This is a genomic window from Arthrobacter sp. PsM3 (assembly GCF_030433895.1).
Taxonomy (GTDB): domain Bacteria; phylum Actinomycetota; class Actinomycetes; order Actinomycetales; family Micrococcaceae; genus Arthrobacter.
In genome coordinates, this window is sequence record NZ_JARUXE010000003.1 from 151,164 (window position 1) to 170,340 (window position 19,177).

Here is a 19,177-nt window from a genome sequence, read left to right on the forward strand (position 1 = left end):
CGCAAGGTCCCGGAAGCGATGCCTGAGGGGCGAGGGCTGGTCCCCTCAGCCGCGCTGCTGTGGGGACTGCAGTTCGCCTTCCTCAACCCCGCACTGGCACTTCTGCTGGTCGCGCTGTTCAACGCCACGCCCGCCGACGTGGGCTGGGTGCTTGCCGTGCACAACGCCAGCGGCTTCGTCGCCTCGCTGCTGGTGCCGGCCTACGCCGACCGCACCGGGGACTACCTGCGGCCCCTGCTGGCATGCGGGGCACTGACCCTGGCCCTCACCGGCCTTCTGGCCTTCACCAGCTCGCTTCCGGTCGCCGTCGTCGGCCTGATCGCCCTCGGCGGTCCCGCCGGAGTGGGAAGTTCACTCCTTTTCGCGCACCTCAAGCACGCGGGGGCACGCCCCTCGGACATCGTGAATACGCGGGCCATCGTCTCCGTCGCCTGGGTGGCCGGGCCGCCGCTGGCAACATTCATCATGGGCGCGCTGGGAAACCGGGCCATCCTGCTTGCCCTCGCGGCGGTAGCCGTCCTCAACATCGCCACCACCGCCCTCATGATTGCCCGGCGGCCGCCGGCCCCTGCCGAGCCCGGCCTTCCGGCCGTTGCCGCTGGCGGCCCTGAGGCGGCCGGGACTTCCAGGCCGGTGCTCGTGTCCGTCGTCGTCGGCTTCATCGCGCTGCAGGCAACCAACAGCGCGGCGGTGTCGGTCATGGGGCTATTCGTGGTGAACGGACTGGGCCTCGATGTGATGTGGGCCGGACTGGCGCTGGGCGCCGCCGCCCTCGAGATTCCGGCCTCTACACCAACACCCGGCGGCTTGGGGCCATCGCTTCCGGACCGATCATCGGTTTCGCGGCCGTGACGATGCTTGGGTATCACGGCGTTTTCGCGGCCTGCGCCGTGCTCACCGTCCTCGCGCTGGCAGTCATCGAACTGACGGGATGGCGTGCCCGCCGCCCGCAGCGGGGGGACACAGTTCCTGTCGCGGCGGGTGATCCGGCGGGTACCGATGCCATACCGACCCGCCGCTAAGCATCCTTAGTAAATGCTTGTCATGGCCCGGCGTCGCCGCTAGTTTGGAAAACGCGGCACCGCCACCGGCGGTTGCCGCAGGACGGATTCCCGGCAGAAGGAGCAAGCCCCGTGGCAAGCGTGCAGGAAAGCATCGAAGTCGACGTCCCGGTGTCCACCGCGTACAACCGGTGGACGCGGTTTGGGACGTTCCCGGAGTTTATGAAGGGGGTCGAGGCCGTGGAGCAGATCGACGAGACCTCCCTCCAGTTCCGCACCGACATCGCCGGCGTCCGGCGCGAATACCTGGCCCAGATCACCGAGCAGACCCCGGACCGGACGATCACCTGGGTAAGCACGGACAAGCCCCGCAACGCGGGCACCGTGACGTTCGAACCCCTCGGCGCCGGACGGGCCCGGGTCAGCGTGGAGCTGGAGTGGGAGCCCGAGGGGCTGGTGGAAAAGGCCGGCCCGGCCGTGGGTGCGGACAGCCGCCAGGTCACCGCAGACCTCGGCCGCTTCAAACAGTTCATCGAATCCCGCGGGATCGAAACCGGCGAATGGCGGTCCTCAGTCGACCGGGGCGAAGTGGACGACACCGCCGGGCCCGCCACCACCGAGCGTCCGAGGTAGCCATGCCTACGAAGAAGAATTCCCCGCGCGGCTCCGAAAGCCCCAGCATCAAGGACCCTGAACTCTACGAAGAGCTTCTGGACGACGGTGCGTCGAAGCAGAAAGCCGCCCGCATCTCCAACGCGGCCGCGAAGAGAGGCCGGTCGGCTGTAGGCCGCAAAGGCGGAAAGGCCGGCGACTACGAGGACTGGACCGTCCCCCAGCTGAGGGAACGCGCCAAGGAGATCGGCCTGAAGGGCTACTCGGGGAAGAAGAAAAGCGAGCTCATTTCCGCCCTCAGGAATTCCTGATCCCGGTGGCCACCGGCCGGACAGCCGACTGCTCAGGCCTCCTTCCGCGCGCTCCGGACCGGGGCTTTCGCAGCAGCTGTCTTCGGGGCAGTCTTCACAGTGGTCTTGGGGGCGGCCTTCGCTGCAGACTTGGGCGCGGCCTTGGCCGCAGCCCCGGAAGGCGCCTTCGGAGCCGCCTTGGCCGCGGCTGGCTTAGCAGCGGGCTTCGTCGCGGACGTGGCGGCGGACTTCGCGGCGGACGTGTCGTCCGCGGACGGCGCCCCGGCCCCGCGCTTCTTCTCCAGGCTCCGTTTCAGTGCCTCCATCAGGTCGATCACCTCGCCGCCGCCGGCCTCGGCGGCCGGGACGCCAAAGGTTTCCTCGGTGTCCAGCGACTCGCCCTTCTCCAGCTTCGCCTCGATGAGCTGGCGCAGCTGCAGCTGGTAGTCGTCGGTGAACTGGTCCGGTTCGAAGTCCGCTGCCATCGAATCAACCAGCGCAGCGGACATCTCGCGCTCCTGGGCGGAGATGCGGATGGGGGTTTCGAGCGCGGGGAAGCTGGCCTCCCGCACCTCGTCGGCCCAGAGCAAAGCCTGCAGCACCAGCACGTCGCCGCGGATCCGGAGGGCACCCAGCCGGGTTTTGTCCCGCAGCGCGAACTGGACTACGGCCACCCGGTCAGTGTCCTCCAGCGCCCGGCGCAGCAGGACATAGGCCTTGGGCGATTTGGAGTCCGGCTCCAGGTAATAGCTCTTTTCGAACATCATCGGGTCAAGCTGGTCGGCTGGAACAAACTGCACAACGTCGATCTCGTGGCTGTTCTCAGCCGGGATGGACTTGAGCTCCTCGCGGCTGAGGACCACCGTGCGGCCGTCGTCCTCGTAGGCCTTGTCGATGTCCTCGTACTCCACGATCTCGCTGCAGACCTCGCAGCGGCGCTGGTAGCGGATCCGGCCGCCGTCGGCGTTATGGACCTGGTGCAGGCTGATGTCGTGGTCTTCGGTCGCGCTGTAGACCTTGACGGGCACGTTGACCAGCCCGAATGCAATTGCGCCTTTCCAGATGGCTCTCATGGATCAAGTGAACAGCACAGTTGCGCGGAGGTGAAGTCCCTTGGCTGAAAGGACTCCGGCCAGGAGCAAGGAGCGCGTCCGGGTTGGCGGCCGCGAACTGGTGGTCACCAATCTGGACAAGGTCATGTATCCGGAGACCGGAACCACCAAGGCCGACGTGCTGGCCTACTACGCCGCGGTGGCGCCCGTACTGATCCCGGCCGCCGCGAACCGCCCGGCCACCCGGAAACGCTGGGTGCACGGCGTCGGGACGGCAGATGCCCCCGGCGAGATGTTCTTCCAGAAGAATCTGGACCATTCGACCCCGGGGTGGGTGCCGCGGGCCTCCATCACGCACAAGGAACGGACCATCCAGTACCCGCTGGTCAACGATCCGGCCACCCTCGCCTGGCTCGCGCAGATCGCGGCCCTGGAGATCCACGTGCCGCAGTGGCGCGTTGATTCCCACGGCAACCAGCTGCCTCCGGACCGGCTGGTGCTGGACCTGGATCCCGGCGAGGGGGCCGGGCTGGCCGACTGCGTGGAGGTGGCGAAGCTCGCCCGCACCATCCTGCAGGATGTGGGGCTGGACCCGGTGCCCGTGACCAGCGGCAGCAAGGGCATCCATCTGTACGCTGCCCTCGACGGCAGGCAGAGCTCGGAGCAGATCTCCGAATTCGCCCGTGAACTGGCACGCTCGCTGGAAGCCGACCACCCGGAGCTGGCCGTGAGCGACATGAAGAAGGCGCTGCGCCGCGGAAAGGTCCTGGTGGACTGGAGCCAGAACAGTGCCGCGAAGACCACCATCGTCCCCTATTCACTGCGAGGGCGGCTCCGGCCCATGGTGGCGGCACCCCGGACCTGGCGCGAACTCAACTCACCGTCCCTGCACCAGCTGGACTACCTGGAGGTCCTGAAACGGGTGAGGTCCGGCAGGGATCCTTTCGCCGCCATCTCCGGCGGGAGGCGGCCGGCAGCCCAGCCGGGCGGCGCGCCGGGCCGCGCGTCCGCCGGAGAAGCGCCCGCCGACGGCGGCGACACCGACCCGCGGCTGGAAGAGTACCGCGCCAAGCGGGACGCGGCCTCCACCCCGGAACCGTTCACCGCGGAACGCCACCGCGCGGCGACGGCAGCGGCGACAGAATGCGGCACGCTCCGGGAGAAGTTCGTCATCCAGGAACACCACGCCAGCCGGCTGCACTATGACTTCCGGCTGGAGCGCGACGGCGTGCTGGTGTCCTGGGCGCTGCCCAAAGGGGTGCCCACCAGCAAAACGAAGAACCACCTGGCGGTCCAGACCGAGGACCACCCGATGGACTATGCGGCCTTCGAAGGCACCATTCCCAAGGGCGAGTATGGCGCCGGGACCGTCAGCATCTGGGACCACGGCACCTACGAGTGCGAGAAGTGGATCGCTGGCAAGGAGGTCATTGCCACCCTCACCGGCCAGGACGACGGCGGCATGGGCGGCGTCCGCAGGTTCGCGCTGATCCACACCGGCCGGGGCGACGACCAGTGGCTCATCCACCTGATGGACCCGCACGACGGGAGGAATCGGCCCGCCCCGGCGGAGGCGCAAACGCCGGCGGAGGCGCCGGCGCCGGAGAGCGCCGTGCCCGACCCGGCGGACTTCAGGCCGATGCTGGCCAGCGCCGGAACCGCCGCGGAGCTGCCGGGCAAGGACTGGCAGTTTGAGCTCAAGTGGGACGGCGTGCGGGCCCTGGTCGTCGGGGACGCGGAGAAGATCAGCCTGGTCAGCCGGAACGGCAATGACATGTCCGCGACGTACCCGGAACTGACGGACCGTTCCTGCTGGCCGGATCAGGATTTCATCGCCGACGGCGAGGTCATCGCCGTCGGCCCCTCGGGACGGCCCGACTTCGGGCTGCTGCAGGGGCGGATGAAGCTCACCCGTGCCTTGGACGTCGCGAAGGCGCAGTCCACGACGCCGGTGCGGCTGATGCTGTTCGATCTCCTGTCCGAGAACGGCCAGGACCTGCGCCGCCTGCCGCTCAGCAAACGCCGGGCCATGCTGGAAGCGTTCTTCACCCCCTCCCGCTGCCCGGCCGAGCTTTCCCCGCTGATCGAGGGCGAGGTCCGGCACATCCTGGAAAGCGCCGAGGAGCTGGGGCTGGAGGGCGTGATGGCCAAGCGCACGGGCGGCCGGTACGTCGGGCAGCGCAGCAGGTCCTGGCTCAAGCTCAAGTTCGAACGCACCCAGGAGGTGGTGGTCGGCGGCTGGAGGCCGGGCAAGGGAGAGCGCGGACAGTCCGTGGGCTCGCTCCTGCTGGGGATCCCGGACGGTTCCAAGCTGCGCTACGTCGGGCGCGTGGGCAGCGGCTTCAGCACCCGCGAGCTCCAGGAACTCCGCGAGAAACTCGATGCCCTCCCGCGGAAGACCTCGCCGTTCGAGGAGGTGCCCGCGGCCGATGCCTCGGACGCCCACTGGGTGAGCGCCAGACTGGTCGGGGAGGTCACCTACGGGGAATGGACGGGCAGCGGCAAGCTCCGGCACCCCGTCTGGCGCGGCTGGAGGCTGGACAAGGAGCCTGAAGACGTGGTGTTCGAATAGGGCCGGGCCGGACTCAACGCCGGCCCGGCCGTCCTCTCATTTGTCGCGGTGCGGGATGTCCGGGCGGCTGGTCCGGTGCTCAGCGGCCTCCACCACCTGCTGGCTCTGCAGTCCGCGGACCTCATCGCGGTCCTTCGGGTGGCGGTGTTTGCCGCTGCCATCCGGCCAGGAATGGCCCTCGGAAGCGGGGGGCGGAAGGTGATGCACAGGCTCGGGGCCAGGAGCCTCATCCATGGACTCAGCCAAGTGGCTGGCCACCTCAGGCTCAATCTCGTCTCCTAAGTGATGATCTGCCATTGCTCTTCCTTTCCCTGTGCAATTACCGCTGTGAAATGAAGTGTTCACCCATCGTAGGTCGGCCGGCCGGCGATGTCTGTAGGGCTACCAGCGGACTTTCTTCTCGGCCGGGCCCTGCTTGCCGCTGACGTGCGTGGGCTTGTGGCTGTGGCCGACGCTCTGCGAGGCGGCCCCGCCCCGCGACTTGCTGGCGAGCATCTCCTTCTGGGCATCGGTGAGGCGGGACTTAATGCCTTTCCCATCCTCCTGCTTGGCCTGGGACATGTCGGCCGCCTCGGCTCCGCTGCCGCTGCTCTTTTTGCTCTCTTTGCTGGTCATCGACTGTTCTCCTTGTGTGGCTTGTATCAGCGCTCCGCTGAATTCAACCCTAAGCGCTTTCCGGATCCCTTGGGTACCCCTTCTGAGCGGTCCCGCGGGGGCCTCATTGCGGGTGAACGGCGCCGCTGCAAAGGCCTGATTCCGGCCGAAAAAACGGCTTCCGGCCGGGTTTGCGGGAAAAAGTTTGCGCCAGCCCCGGCGGACATGGGGTTTCCCAACGTTGGCGCGGTGAAACAGCGGAAAAGAATTCCGCCGTTCGGCCCCGATCGGGGCAGAATCACCGGATCATACGGCACTAAACTCGGAAACGCCATGGAAATCGCGTAAAATTGAAGGTCTGCCCAGAGCGGGGCAGCTACAAGTCGCAAGCAAATGACCTCCATAGGAGCGGCCCAAATGCCCAAAGACCGAAGCACGACCGACTCTTCAGCAGGCGTTATGAACGCCGGCGGAACCAACCAAATTGCACCCACGGGTGTGAGGAAACCAAAGCTCCGGACGCGCCGTCGACTCGAAGAGTCTGACGTCAACGTCGTCGACAAGCCGATGCTCAAGAAGGCACTCGGCGGCACCATCGTGGGTAACACCATGGAATGGTACGACGTCGGCGTGTTTGGCTACCTGATCACCACCATGGGACCGGTATTCCTGCCCGAGGCGGACAAGTCCGTCCAGACCCTGTTCCTGCTGGGAACCTTCGCCGCCACCTTCATTGCGCGCCCCCTCGGCGGAGTCATCTTCGGCTGGCTTGGCGACAAGATTGGCCGGCAGAAGGTTCTCGCCACGACACTCATGATCATGGCGGCCAGCACCTTCGCAGTTGGCCTCCTGCCCGGTTACGCGCAGATCGGAATCTGGGCTGCGGTCCTGCTGGTCCTGTTCAAGGTCATCCAGGGCTTCTCCACCGGCGGCGAGTATGCCGGTGCCACCACTTTCGTGAGCGAATACGCCCCGGACAAACGGCGTGGGTTCTTCGCCAGCTTCCTCGACATGGGCAGCTACCTCGGCTTCGCGGCCGGCGCCGCCCTCGTTTCCGTGCTGCAGCTGACCCTGGGTCAGGCCGCCATGGAGGACTGGGGCTGGAGGATCCCGTTCCTGCTCGCTGGTCCGCTGGGCCTGATCGCGGTCTACTTCCGGAGCAAGATTGAGGAATCCCCGCAGTTCCAGGCCACCCTGGATGCCCAGGAGATCCTCTCCAAGGACGCCGCATCCTCAGACTCCGTCGCGTCCAAGAGCCCCGTCGGCATCGTGAAGGCCTACTGGCGTTCACTGATCGTTGCCATGATCCTGGTGGCAGCCGCGAACACGGCCGGTTACGCCCTGACGTCCTACATGCCGACCTACCTCACCGAGTCCAAGGGCTACGACCCCGTGCACGGCACCCTGCTGACGATCCCGGTGCTGGTCATCATGAGCCTCTGCATTCCGCTGACCGGAAAGCTGTCCGACCGTATCGGCCGCCGCCCCGTGCTGTGGATCGGCGCACTCAGCACCGTAGTCCTGGCCGCACCGGCGTTTATGATGATCGGCGTCGGCGAAATCTGGTCCACCCTCCTGGGTCTCGGCATGATCGCCTTCCCGGTCACGTTCTACGTGGCCAACCTGGCCTCAGCCCTGCCGGCGCAGTTTCCGACGTCGAGCCGTTACGGTGCCATGGGCATCGCGTACAACTTCTCCGTGGCAATCTTCGGCGGCACCACGCCGTTCATCGTCGCCGCCCTCATCGGCGCCACCGGCGATGACATGATGCCGGCGTACTACCTGATGGCCACCTCGGCGATCGGTGCCGTGGCGATCTACTTCCTCAAGGAATCGGCCCAGCGCCCCCTGCCGGGTTCCATGCCCAGCGTGGACACGCAGGCGGAGGCCAAGGAGCTTGTTGCCAACCAGGACGAGAACCCGCTGATCGACCTGGTGGAAATGGACATGCCCTTTGCCGCCGCGGCGGCAGGTTCGGGTGCTGATTCGTCGGCGCTCCGCGACGCCGAAAGGGTTCCGGCCAAAGCCTGAGCTTGTCACTCTGGCAGCCCGGTAGTGTTCATCCTGAGCCCGGCCGGCTAACCCGGATTCTGTAGCAAAGTCCCGCCCATTGAGGCCTGCCTTGCGTGATTGCCCATCGAGGGAAGCACACAGGGCGGGCCTTAGGCGCGTCCGGCAGCAGGCCGGGCAGCCAACCCTTCCGGCAAGACCGGCCAACCCGAAAAAGGAGGAGCCCGTGCAGTCCCTCAGCGCGCAGCTTCGCAGCCTGCACAGCCTGGCGCCGGCCAACAAGGACCATGTCTCGGCAGTTCGCGTGGCCGTGAGCGTGGCCGTCCCGTCCCTCGTGCTTCTCGCCGCGGGCCGCCCGGAATTGATGATCTACGCGGTGTTCGGCGCACTGACCGGCATGTACGGCCGGAACGAGCCGCATCAGCTGCGGCTCCGGCACCAAGGCCAGGCTGCCCTCCTGCTGGTGGGCGGGCTGGCCGTCGGCGTCTTCCTTTCGGTAAACCAGCTCCATTCCTGGGTTCTCGTCATCATCGAAACGCTTCTTGCGGCAGCGGGGTCACTGTTCGCGGACAAGGTGGCGCTGAAGCCCAACGGCCCGTTCTTCGGCATCCTGGCCCTGGGCGCGTGCGCCTCCATCCCCACCAGTGTGCACTGGCACACGGCGGTCCTGATCGGTGCGCTGTCCGCCGCCTTTTCCATGGTGGTCGGCTTTGGCGGCTGGGTGCGGGGCCGGGCCTGGGAACGCGGCGCGGGACGGGATATCCCGCCGCTGCGCGGGGCCCGAGGCCGGGCCGCCTTGATCCATGCCGCCCGGTACCTCACCGCCGTCGGGGCGGCGGGCTCCTTGGGGGTGCTCAGCGGAAGCGGGCACCCCCACTGGGCCATGGCAGCCGCCGCGGTGCCCCTGGCGGGGGCGGATATGCCCAGCAGCGTGCACCGCGGCCTGCACCGGATTGTTGGCACCCTGGCGGGCCTTGTGGTGGTTGCCGTGGTGCTGTTTCCCTGGGCTTTCTCGCCTCTCCGGCTGTTTCCCGGCCACGAGGCAGCCGCCCTGGCACTGCTGGTGATTGTCCTGCAGTTCACAACGGAGCTGTTCATGACCAGGCACTACGGGCTGGCCATGGTGTCCTTCACTCCCGTGATCCTGCTGATGACGCAGCTCGCCGCCCCTGCCGACCCGCACCTGCTGGTGACCGAGCGCGCCGTCGAGACCATCATGGGAGCCGGACTGGGCATCCTTGTCGTGGTCCTGATCCGCCGACGCCGGCCACCGGCCCGCCCGCACTGACGGTTTATTTGGCGCGGCGGGGCGGCCCGGCCACGAGCCGGGGCGGCAAGATGCGGGCGGCCGTGGTCAGCACCTTGTAGCGCTTGGTCGGGATGGAGACGGCCTTCCCCTTTTCATTGTCGGCGAGGCCTTCACGCACGACGCGGTCGGCCTGCAGCCACATCCAGCGCGGCGTCACCGTTTTGTCCATGCCCATCCGGTCGTGGAACTCGGTGTGGGTGAACCCGGGGCAGACGGCCGTCACCTTCACACCCTGTTTGGCGTACGCGAGGTTGGCCCAGCGGGAAAAGCTGACAAGCCACGCCTTAGCGGCCGAATAGCTCCCCCGGGGAAGGAACGCGGCCACGCTGGCGACATTGATGATCCTGCCGGAGTGGCGGCTGAGCATGCCCTGCAGGGCGGCGTGGGTCAGTTGCATGGCCGTCTCGACATGCAGCTTGAGATGCCTGGCCTCCTCCGCAATATCGTTTTCCTCGAAGGAGTGCAGCAGGCCCATCCCGGCGTTGTTGACCAGGATTTCCACCGGACGCGCCGGGTCCGTGAGCCGGGCGACGACGGTTGCCACTCCGGCGTCGTCCGCAAGGTCGGCGGCGAGCACCTCGACTCCGACGCCATACCGTTTCTCCAGCTCCTCGGCAGTGGCCTTCAGCCGGGCGGCGTCCCGGGCCACCAGCACCAGGCTGTGCCCCTGTTCGGCGAGCTGGCGGGCGAATTCCGCCCCGATCCCTGCGGTCCCTCCGGTGATCAGTGCGGTCGTGAGGGCCGGTATCGCAACAGGTGCAGTCATGGCGATAGCCTAACCCGGCCAGATCCTGTCTCAGGCAAGGGCCTGCCCGGCGGCCAGTTCACCCCCTGCGGGGGCGGCCGCGGCGCTGAGGTTCCGGTTCTGCAGCTCTTCGGTCGCCAGCTCGTACCAGGTGTGCGCGCCAAAAGCCGGGCTGCTGGTGTCGAGGTGGCGGTACAGGGCGTCGGACAGCTGTCCCAGGGCGGCATCGGACAACGCACGGACCGCTGCGGCCGGGTCGAGGGTTTCTTCGAAGTATTCGGACAGCTCCTGGCCGTTGAAGGTGTTGAGCTCGGCAGCAATCGGGGTGCAGGCCTCGGCCAATCCCGGACTCAGCGGCCCCCCGGCGGGAAGACCAGGGGGAAGACCCGTGGTTTCCCCCTCAAGGCCGGCGAGGACCAGGCCGTCGGATCCGACGTGCAGCAGGCAGATCGGCAGCTCCGCGGGCTCTGCCAGCGTGACCCGGAACGGCTCCCTGGCAGGGGAGTCGATGCCCGGAGCGGCGGCTGCCGCGCTGGTGTCGGCGATGGACCTCAGCTGCAGGAGGATCTCCGGGTCCAAGTGGGACGACCCGTGGAGGTCGATGATGACATCCGTGCCGGCACCGAGGCGGCCCCCGCGCCGCATAATATGCAGCAGCGCGGGGAAGTCTGATTGGGTAAGGCAGCCGGTGACTTCGAGGGTCACAGGTCCGGGATCGGCATCCACACGGACAAGGACACGCAGTTTGTGGTTCATGGGGTTCTCCAAAGGGACACGTCCAAGAGCCAACTGCATAACTCTGTTCAGAACTTTACGAGGTTGTTGCCCCGCTCACAAGCAGGCGCCGCCGGCCGTTGGCGCGCCGGTGGCAGCCGGTCGGGAGTCAGGCTCCGGCCGGGGGCTGCTCCGGCCAGTCTATGTACTGGGTATAGGAGTCGTGCTTGCGCAGGTACCGGTACATGAAGGGGCAGTTCGGGATGATCCGCTTGCCGGAGGCCACGACGTCGTCCAGCGCGAAGTGCGCCAGCACCTTGCCGAGCCCCTGGCCCTGGAACTGCTCCGCCGTATCCGTGTGGATGAAGTCCACGTGGCCGGGCTCATCGATGAAGCGGATCTGGACGGCCAGCTTGCCGCCAACGTGGAGCTCATAGCGGTGCAGCTCATCATTCCGGGTGGTCGTTACGTCCGGGCTGAACGTGTCTTCAGTGGCTGCCGAGTTCTCCGTCATGGTTCGACATTGGCACTTAAAGGCGGACGTGGCAATGGCGGGCCCGATCTGCCGGGACCCGAACCGGCTACAAGCCGGACCGGGATCCGGCCCAGCAGCAGCACGGCGAGTGCGAAACACGCCGCTCCCCCGCCAAGCAGTCCCAGCGTGAGTCCGTTGAGCGCTGCGTCGGCCACCGGGACATAGATAACGACGGCGGCCAGCACCACGGCGGCCGCCGGGCGGGACGGGGCGGTTGCCGGCGACGTCGGGCGTTCCTCGAGCCGGCCGAAGAGCGCCAGGACCGGCAGCAGGAGGCCCATCAACGCCAGCAGCACCAGCGGCCGCCCCCACCACCAGGCGGCCGTTCCCCCTGGCGGCTGGGGAAAGTCAGTGAGCAGCAGCAGGCCGGACATCGCCGCGAGGAGGGGCAGATGCCAGAGGTAGACGGTCATCGACCGTTGTCCGGCCACTGCGATGAACCGCCGCACTGTGGCCAGAGACCCGAATCTCGCCAGCCCGGGGCGGAAGAGCTGCAGCGCGGCGGCCTGCGAGAATCCCAGCAGCAACAGGGTCAGGTTGGGCGGATTGAGGTTCACCAGCATGTTCCCGGAGTACAGTCCCAGCCACACGAGCAGCCCGAGGACCAGGTTGCTGCCGAGGATGATGCCCGCCAGCGCGCGGCGGCCGAGGACCAGCGGTCCGCCGTCGGCGAGGAAGAATCCGAGCTGCTGCACGGCGCACCACAGGAAGACCATGTTGAGATTGGCCAGAGCCGGCATGGTCCCCCGCAGGCAGTCCACCGCCACCACCAGCGAGGTGAGAACTGCCAGGGTCAGCCAGGGCGCCCGGCCGTGCAGCCTCGCCAGCAGCGGAAGGTTCAGCTGCGCCGCGAGGTATGCGGCGAGGAACCACAGCGGCATGCCGGCTCCGGCAACCATCAGCTCTACGACCTGCGGGTCGACGCCTGCAAGCTGCGCCACCCAGAGCCCGGCAAACATGAGGGCGAGCAGCACGGCCGCCGGGCGGATGAGCCGCAGCATCCGTGCCTGCATGAAGTCGAAGGTATTGCCGCCCCGGGCACGGAGTCGGCGCCAGGACTGCACGCCGGTGATGCCGCCGGCGACGAAAAATAGGGGCATGACCTGAAGCACCCAGACCACGGGTTCGAACCAGTGCTCGTTGCCGAGGGTGTTGTAGGAGGTCACGGTGCCGTCAGGGTTCAGCACGGGGCTCACCATCATGGTGTGCGCCACCACCACGAGCGCAAGGCAGAAGAAGCGGGCGAGATCGATCACCCGGTCGCGTTCCGGCTGCAGGACTTGGCCGGCCTCTGCACGCCGCGGTGGAATCATGGAGCCCCCTAAGGAACCGGCCAACGCACCCTCCTGGGCTGTTGAGCGCCAACGCTGCTGTGTTTGCCCCCATTGTCGGCCTTATCCGGGCCGGCGGCCAGTGCCGTCGTTCCCGGCCTCCGCTGCCGGCTACTAATACGCTCGGCGGCCAGGTTGGCGGCCAAGCTCAGGCGGCCGGGCCCAGGTGGGCCGGCTCAGGCGGTCAGCAGCCCCAGCACCCCGAGGACGACGGCGAGCAGCGGCGTCACGCCTTGGGTGGCGGCCGCGCGGAGGTACTTGCGGCCGCTGAGGGCGAGCACGACCGAGGCCAGAAGCATGGAGCCGCAGCTGCTGAGGACCAGGGTCCAGCCGACGGCCGCGTGGCCGAGGGCGACGGCGCCCGTGCCGGTCAGGGCCCCGACGGCCAGGAAAAGGTTGTAGAAACCCTGGTTGTAGGCCAGCGGCCGGGTGGTGTCCGCGTCCTCCTGCGAGGTGATGCTGAACCGCTTCCACGTCGCCGGCCGTGTCCAGGTAATGGACTCCATCGTGAAGATGTAGACGTGCAGCAGGGCAGCAAGCAGCACGAAAACAAGGGAGGCCAGGACCATGGTCTGATCCTAGCCTCCCCCGGTTCCCAGCCCGTCAGCGGGTCAGCCCGTCAGCGGGTGAGCGTCGCCAGCGCCGTGGCCGCGAAGGCCCCGGCCGAGGCGTCCCATTCGGCCAGCAGCCCCTGCAGGTTCTCGCCATCCCTCCGGTGCGCCGCCGTGCGCGCCTCAAGGGTTTTCAGCACGCCGGTGCGCAGCTCGGTGTTGAAGTTGACCTTGCCCACGTTCATGGCGGCGGCCTTGACGAGCTCGGAGGCGGGGATTCCGGAGGCGCCATGGAGCACCAGGGGCAGGCGGGTCCGGACGGCGATGTCCTGCAGCACGTCCCACCGCAGCTCCGGCTCGCCGTGGTACTTGCCGTGGACGTTGCCCACCGCGACGGCGAGCAGCTGGGCGCCCGTCCGGGACACGAAGTCCTCCACCTGGGCGGAGTCGGTGAGCCCGGCCGCGCCGGCCGCCGGGGCGCTGCCTGCGGCGTCGGATCCGAAGGCCCTGTCCTCGTCGCCGGCCAGGCCGCCAAGTTCCGCCTCGATCACCGTGTCCGTTCCGGCGGCGTCGAGCACGGCCCGCGCCGCCAGGACCAGCGCGATATTGTCCTCATAGGGCAGCGATGATCCGTCCACCAGGACCGAATCGGCCCCCGCGGTGACGGCACCGGCAATCACACCGAGGTCCGAGGCATGATCCAGCTGCACAGCAACCGGGACGCTGGCGCCGTCGGCGAGTCCGCGCAGCGCCGCGATCAGCCGGAGACCGTTCGGCGTGGCCGCGGTGCTGGGCGAGACCAGCAGGATGGTTCCGCGTCCGGCCGCTTCGGCGGCCGCCACCACGGCGAGCGCGGTGGTGAAGTCGTAGCAGGTGAACGCCGGGACGGCTGATCCCTGTTGCAGGGCGGCACTGACCAGGGTGTCGAGACGGGCACGCATCAGGCGCTCAGGCCTCCCACCAGTAGCCAGGCCACGAACGTTAGGGCGAAGCCCGCCAGTCCCAGCACGGTGGTGAGCACGGTCCAGGTCCTGAGGCCGTCGGCGACGCTCAGGCCGTAGTACCGCACGACCACCCAGAAGCCGGCGTCGGTCACGTGGGAGAGGCCGAGGGCACCGAAGCCGATGGCGATGACAATCACGGCAATCTGCGCCGGGGTGTAGCCGCCGCCGGCAACGGCGGAGGAGAGCAGGCCGGCCGTGGTGACGACTGCGACCGTGGCCGAACCCTGGGCGGCGCGGAGGGCCAGCGAGATGATGAAACCAAGCAGCAGCAACGGCACGCCGAGCGTGTCGAGGGATTCGGAGAGAGCCTTGCCGATTCCGCTCACCTGCAGGACGCTGCCAAAGACGCCGCCTGCGGCAACCACCATCAGGATGGAGGCGATCGGGGGCAGGGCGCCTTCGAAGATTTCTCCGGTTTCCGTCAGCGACCACTGGCGGCGGACGGCGAGGAGGAAGAAGCAGAGCGCAACGGCGACGAGGAGGGCGAAGACGGGATTGCCTACGAAGGCGGCGACGCCGTACCAGAAGTTGTTCTTGTCAATCACGAGGGTGCCCACGGTGCCGAGGAGGATCAGCGCGATCGGGGTGGCGATGAGGAAGATGATCAGTCCGGGGCGGGGCGGGGCGATGGCTTTGCTGCCCGGGCCCTCGTGGCCAGCACGGACCAGGGAAGCGGAGCCGAACTCGTCCACCTGCTTCTTGACGGCGGGCAGGAGTGCGTATTCCTTGCGGTTCATGATGGATGCTACCGAGTAGGACAGGAAGCCGAGGGGCACACAGATCACCAGCGAGATCAGGGCGATGAGTCCGATGTCAGCGCCGAGCACGCCGGCACCGGCAACAATCCCCGGGTGCGGCGGCACGGCCACGTGGATGGCGAGCATGATGCCGGCCATGGGCAGGCCGAACTTCACCGGATGGACATTGGCGATCTTGGCGAAGGCGTAGACGATCGGCACCAGGACGATGATGCCGACTTCGAAGAACACCGGAATCGCGACGAGGAAGCCGACGGCGGTGAGGGCGACGGCCACCCGCCGGGCACCGAGTTTGGCCGTGAAGTGGTCGGCGAGGGACTGCACGCCGCCGGAGACCTCGATCATCCGCCCCAGGATTGCGCCGAGGGCGATCAGCAGGGCCACCTTGCCCATGGTGCTTCCCACTCCGTTGGCCACCACGGTGAAGACGTCTTTGAGCGGGATCTGCGCGGCCACGGCCACCAGGACGCTGACGGTCAGCAGGGCCACAAAGGCCTGGATCTTGAAGCGGATGATCATGAGCAGCAGCAGGGCGACGCCGGCCACGGCGATGGCCAGCAGCAGCGGAGTTCCCAGCTCCACCGCCGGCTTGATGACGGGCGCGTCGGCCGCGCGCACCATCAGGGAATTGAGCAGGGCATTCATGCGGGTGTCTCCTTTGACGTCACTGTAGCCAGTGAGCGGGTGTTTCGACGACGACGGCGGAGGGGGGATCCGCCGTCGTCGGGCTTGGGGGATCTGGACTTGCTGCGGGGAATCTAGGCGGTGCGCTTCGTGGGCGCGAGGACCTTGATGACTGCGGAATCGTCTGCAGCGGCGAGGCCCTGGGCCTGGCCGAGGAGGTACAGCTGTTCGGCTGCGGCGGCCACCGGGGCGGCCAGGCCGGCGGCGCGGGTCGCCTTGCCGACGATGCCCATGTCCTTGACGAAGATGTCAAGGCGGCTGAGGACCTCCGCACCGTTTTCCGTGTAGGCCTCGAGGATCCGGGGTCCACGGTTGGACAGCATGAACGACCCGGCGGCGCCGGCTTCCAGGGCTGCGAGGGTCTTGGCCTGGTCAAGGCCGAGCGCGTCCGCGAGGGCCATTGCCTCGGCCGCGGCGGCGATGTGAATCCCGCAGAGCAGCTGGTTGACGGTCTTGAGGGCCTGCCCGTCGCCGGGCTTGTCCCCCACCACGGTGAGGGTGGAGGCGAGCAGCTCCAGGACCGGGCGGGCCGCTTCGAGCGCCTTCGGTTCGGCGCCGACGACGATCAGCAGATCGCCTTCGCCGGCGCGCTTGGGTCCGCCGGAGAGCGGTGCGTCCACGAGGGAGACGCCAAATGCCGCGAGCCGGGCGACGGTGGCGGGAATGGCGTCGGTGCCGACGGTGCTGCCCAGGATCACGACGGCGCCCGGCTTCAGCACGGGGGCGACGCCGTTCTCGCCGAAGAGGACGTCGTCCAGCTGTTCCCCGTTGCGCACGGCGAGCAGCAGGGCGTCGGCGCCCTCGGCCGCTTTGCGGGCGGACGCGAAAGTGCGGACGCCGGCCTCCTCAGCGAGCCGCAGGCGCGGTGCGGCGATGTCGAAGCCGTGGACGGTCAGCTGGGTGGCCAGCCGGGTGGCCATGGGCAGGCCCATGGCGCCAAGGCCGAGGACGGTGACTTTGTAGTTCATGGTTTTCTCCATTGAAATGAGGGTCTTGGGGTGGGGATCAGAAGGTGTTGCTGAGCTTGCGGGTGACCTGGGCCAGGGACTGGTCGTCACCGACGTTGCCGGCGAAGACGATGAACGGAATGCCTTTTGCGGGGCCGTCCACCGGCTCCCACAGGCTGACGATGCCCGGCAGCATGGGGCCCCGGACAATGGCATGGCGGATTTCCAGGCCGTGGGCGGCGACGTCCGAGGACGTGATGCCTCCCTTCGCGATCACAAAGCGCGGCGGGAAGGTTTTCAGGGTCCGGTTCACCACGGCGACGATGGCGGCGGACACGGTGCGGGCGATCCGGAGGCTCTCGGCGGCGTCGTCGGTCCTGATGAGCAGCCGGCTCGTGTGGAGGATGACGTCGGCGCTGTGCAGGGATTCGACGACGTTCCGGACGAGATCGTCGAGGTAGCTACCAGCACTGCCGCCGAGCAGCTTTTCGACGTTGATTTCCACGATGCGCGCGGAACTGTGCTGTTCGACGAGGGCCTGGAGCTGGCGTGTGGTGACACCGACGTGCGAGCCGACCACGATCAGGCCGCCGGCGTCGGACGGCGTGTTCCCCGCGTAGGCTTCCTCGCCGCTGAGCTCGGCGCGGATTTCCTGGCCGATGCGGCCGCGGACAAACGGCGGACCCACCCTGTAGAGCAGCTTCTTGCCGCGCCGTTCCGCTTCCTGCAGGCCCAGCGCCAGGGCCCGGAGGTCGTTTTCAGTAACGATGTCGGCCACGATCGGGGTGGAGCCGGTGGCGGGATCGATGGCGTCCGCGATGGCCTTGGCCGAGACCTGGGGGTCACCGTCCGGGCCCGCGGCGCGGATGACGTCCAGGGTCAGCACGATCACGGATTCCGCCGCAAAGCGGCCCTGGGATTTCTCCTCCACGTACTTGGCCAGTTCGGAATTGGCGAAGCCGAAGCTGGCGTCCCTGGCGAATTCGGTCTCGGCCACCGGGGTGAGCTTGCCGGCGTCGTCGCCGGTGCCGCGCATGAAGTGCACGCCGCCGATCGTGACGCGCCCGGCGTCGGGGAACGCGGGGACGATCACGACGCCGTCCGTCACCTCGCCGCTGACAGCGGCGACGGTCGCCGCGATCGTGTCCGGTTCCAGCGGGTAATGGCCGCGGAGGGTGGAGTCGCTGCGGCTCACGAACCCCAGGCGCAGCCCGGAACCGGTGCCGCTGGAACCTGCGCCGTTACTTTCGAGGGCGGCGGCCGCGAGGGCGTTCCGGACTACCTCCTCGTTGCGGGCGGCAGCCTCGGCGGGGTCAAGGCTCCGCGTGTTGGTCAGGACATATACGGCGTCCGGGCGGCGGCCGTTGATGCGGTGGGTAAAGGCCCAGGTGAAGTCGGAGACGTCCCAGCGGGTGAGGACCGGCAGGTCCGCGACGGACTGCGTCCCCGTCGGATCGTCGTCGAGCACCACCAGGATCCGGGGGGACGACTCAGCGGCGGCATCGAGGGCCGCGGCGACGGTCCGCGCGGGAATCCGGACCTCGGCCGGGAAGGCGGCCAGCACATCTGCTTCAAAAAGCTCTGATTCAAAAGGCACTTGCACTCCATTGTGGGGAACTCTGCTACGTAAGTGATTTGTAAGATGTCTGACATCTAACATTTGAATGCTAGTGTGGCACACGGCACAAAGACGCGCAAGTAGACTTGTCAATCACGCAACTCGGCGACGGCGAATGGGGACAATTGGCTAGGAAATCGTTGGTCGGCGTCGTGGCCGACGAACTGCTGGACCGCATCATTGCCGGCGAATTCCCGCCCGGATCCGCGGTCCCCGGCGAGCTTGAGCTGAGCGCCCGCCACGAGGTCAGCCGCATGACGGTCCGCGAGGCGATGAAGACCCTCGAGGCCCAGCAGATCCTCAGCGTGGAGCGCGGCCGCGGCACCTTTGTGAACCCGCTGAGCCGGTGGGCGTCGCTGGAAGCCGTTCTCCGGGCAGCCTCGGAGGGAAAGAATGATGCCGCCGCCGCCGTCCAGCTGATCGAGCTGCGCCGGATGCTGGAGTCGGGCGCCTGCGAGCTGGCGGCCGCGCGGATCAACGACTCCGAGCTCAAGACCCTTTACGGGGAGCTGGAAGCGATGCGCGCGGCGCATGAAAAACACGATGTTGCGGCGTTTGTGGCAGCGGACCTTGCGTTTCACGACCTCATCCTGCGCGCCGCGGGGAATGTCTTTGTGGCCGTGCTGTTCGCGCCGCTGCACCGGGTGCTGGAACGGCGGCGGACCCAGACCTCGGAAGTGCGCGAGATCCAGGCGCACGCGATCGGCCACCACCAGAAGATCGCGGATGCGCTCTCCACGCGGGATCCGCACCGGGCGCGGGACGCGATGGACGCGCACATGCAGCAGACCCTGGATGACCTCAAGGCCTACGTGCTGGCGGGGGGGGGGGGGGGGGGGGGGGGGGGGGG

At 67.9% G+C, this 19,177-nt stretch carries 19 protein-coding genes; 7 read left to right on the top strand and 12 right to left on the bottom strand.

Annotation, left to right across the window (positions count from 1 at the left end; all coding sequences use genetic code 11):
• Positions 1-18: 18 nt before the first annotated feature.
• The 3 genes from QCD75_RS02465 (at position 19) to QCD75_RS02475 (ending at position 1,924) form a co-directional block, all read left to right on the top strand.
• Positions 19-852, top strand: coding sequence for an MFS transporter (locus QCD75_RS02465; RefSeq protein WP_301225379.1), 834 nt, complete (start codon positions 19-21; stop codon positions 850-852).
• Between the two features lie 281 nt (positions 853-1,133).
• Positions 1,134-1,634: an SRPBCC family protein gene (locus QCD75_RS02470; protein WP_301225381.1), complete on the top strand. Its 501-nt coding sequence runs from the start codon at positions 1,134-1,136 to the stop codon at positions 1,632-1,634.
• A gap of 2 nt (positions 1,635-1,636) precedes the next feature.
• A complete protein-coding gene (locus tag QCD75_RS02475) occupies positions 1,637-1,924 on the top strand; it encodes a DUF7218 family protein (protein ID WP_301225383.1) in 288 nt (95 codons plus the stop codon).
• Positions 1,925-1,956: 32 nt separating this feature from the next.
• Here the strand turns inward: QCD75_RS02475 and ku are convergent, their stop codons facing one another.
• Positions 1,957-2,976 (bottom strand): non-homologous end joining protein Ku, encoded by a 1,020-nt coding sequence (ku, locus tag QCD75_RS02480; RefSeq protein ID WP_301225385.1) that lies wholly within the window; start codon positions 2,974-2,976, stop codon positions 1,957-1,959.
• Between the two features lie 40 nt (positions 2,977-3,016).
• Here ku and QCD75_RS02485 point away from each other — a divergent pair, with 40 nt between their 5' ends.
• Positions 3,017-5,527: an ATP-dependent DNA ligase gene (locus tag QCD75_RS02485; protein ID WP_301225388.1), complete on the top strand. Its 2,511-nt coding sequence runs from the start codon at positions 3,017-3,019 to the stop codon at positions 5,525-5,527.
• 36 nt (positions 5,528-5,563) lie between these two features.
• On the opposite strand, the gene QCD75_RS02490 is transcribed toward QCD75_RS02485, so the two are convergent.
• Entirely contained in the window at positions 5,564-5,824 is a 261-nt protein-coding gene (locus QCD75_RS02490; protein WP_301225390.1) for a hypothetical protein, read from the bottom strand.
• Positions 5,825-5,908: 84 nt separating this feature from the next.
• Positions 5,909-6,142, bottom strand: a complete 234-nt coding sequence (locus QCD75_RS02495; protein ID WP_301225392.1) for a hypothetical protein — start codon at positions 6,140-6,142, stop codon at positions 5,909-5,911.
• Between the two features lie 396 nt (positions 6,143-6,538).
• On the opposite strand from QCD75_RS02495, the gene QCD75_RS02500 reads away from it, so the two are divergent.
• Together QCD75_RS02500 and QCD75_RS02505 are read left to right on the top strand one after the other, a co-directional pair.
• Positions 6,539-8,152 carry an MFS transporter gene (locus tag QCD75_RS02500; protein ID WP_301225394.1) on the top strand — a complete coding sequence of 538 codons (1,614 nt, stop codon included), beginning with the start codon at positions 6,539-6,541 and terminating at the stop codon, positions 8,150-8,152.
• Positions 8,153-8,357: 205 nt separating this feature from the next.
• Positions 8,358-9,419, top strand: a complete 1,062-nt coding sequence (locus tag QCD75_RS02505) for an FUSC family protein (RefSeq protein WP_301225396.1) — start codon at positions 8,358-8,360, stop codon at positions 9,417-9,419.
• 4 nt (positions 9,420-9,423) lie between these two features.
• Here QCD75_RS02505 and QCD75_RS02510 read toward each other — a convergent pair whose 3' ends face one another.
• The 9 genes from QCD75_RS02510 to QCD75_RS02550 form a co-directional block, all read right to left on the bottom strand.
• Entirely contained in the window at positions 9,424-10,206 is a 783-nt protein-coding gene (locus QCD75_RS02510) for an SDR family NAD(P)-dependent oxidoreductase (RefSeq protein ID WP_301225398.1), read from the bottom strand.
• Positions 10,207-10,236: 30 nt separating this feature from the next.
• Positions 10,237-10,941 (bottom strand): hypothetical protein, encoded by a 705-nt coding sequence (locus QCD75_RS02515; RefSeq protein WP_301225400.1) that lies wholly within the window; start codon positions 10,939-10,941, stop codon positions 10,237-10,239.
• Positions 10,942-11,068: 127 nt separating this feature from the next.
• Positions 11,069-11,413, bottom strand: a complete 345-nt coding sequence (locus QCD75_RS02520) for a GNAT family N-acetyltransferase (protein ID WP_301225402.1) — start codon at positions 11,411-11,413, stop codon at positions 11,069-11,071.
• Positions 11,410-12,747 carry an acyltransferase family protein gene (locus tag QCD75_RS02525; RefSeq protein WP_301225404.1) on the bottom strand — a complete coding sequence of 446 codons (1,338 nt, stop codon included), beginning with the start codon at positions 12,745-12,747 and terminating at the stop codon, positions 11,410-11,412. Before QCD75_RS02525 ends, QCD75_RS02520 begins: the two co-directional genes overlap by 4 nt.
• A 194-nt stretch (positions 12,748-12,941) precedes the next feature.
• Complete coding sequence (locus QCD75_RS02530) at positions 12,942-13,334, bottom strand: DUF1304 domain-containing protein (protein WP_301225406.1); 393 nt, start codon at positions 13,332-13,334, stop codon at positions 12,942-12,944.
• A 50-nt stretch (positions 13,335-13,384) separates the two neighbouring features.
• Positions 13,385-14,257 carry a class II fructose-bisphosphate aldolase gene (locus QCD75_RS02535; RefSeq protein WP_301225408.1) on the bottom strand — a complete coding sequence of 291 codons (873 nt, stop codon included), beginning with the start codon at positions 14,255-14,257 and terminating at the stop codon, positions 13,385-13,387.
• Entirely contained in the window at positions 14,257-15,723 is a 1,467-nt protein-coding gene (locus tag QCD75_RS02540) for a GntP family transporter (RefSeq protein ID WP_301225410.1), read from the bottom strand. The genes QCD75_RS02535 and QCD75_RS02540 overlap by 1 nt, the downstream gene beginning before the upstream one ends.
• 113 nt (positions 15,724-15,836) lie before the next feature.
• Positions 15,837-16,742, bottom strand: coding sequence for an NAD(P)-dependent oxidoreductase (locus QCD75_RS02545; protein WP_441005427.1), 906 nt, complete (start codon positions 16,740-16,742; stop codon positions 15,837-15,839).
• A gap of 25 nt (positions 16,743-16,767) precedes the next feature.
• The gene (locus QCD75_RS02550) at positions 16,768-18,306 is read right to left on the bottom strand and encodes a four-carbon acid sugar kinase family protein (RefSeq protein ID WP_301225414.1); all 1,539 of its coding nucleotides are present in this window, start codon (positions 18,304-18,306) and stop codon (positions 16,768-16,770) included.
• Positions 18,307-18,452: 146 nt separating this feature from the next.
• On the opposite strand from QCD75_RS02550, the gene QCD75_RS02555 reads away from it, so the two are divergent.
• The coding region (locus tag QCD75_RS02555; RefSeq protein WP_301225434.1) for a FadR/GntR family transcriptional regulator at positions 18,453-19,177 on the top strand (725 nt) is incomplete at its 3' end.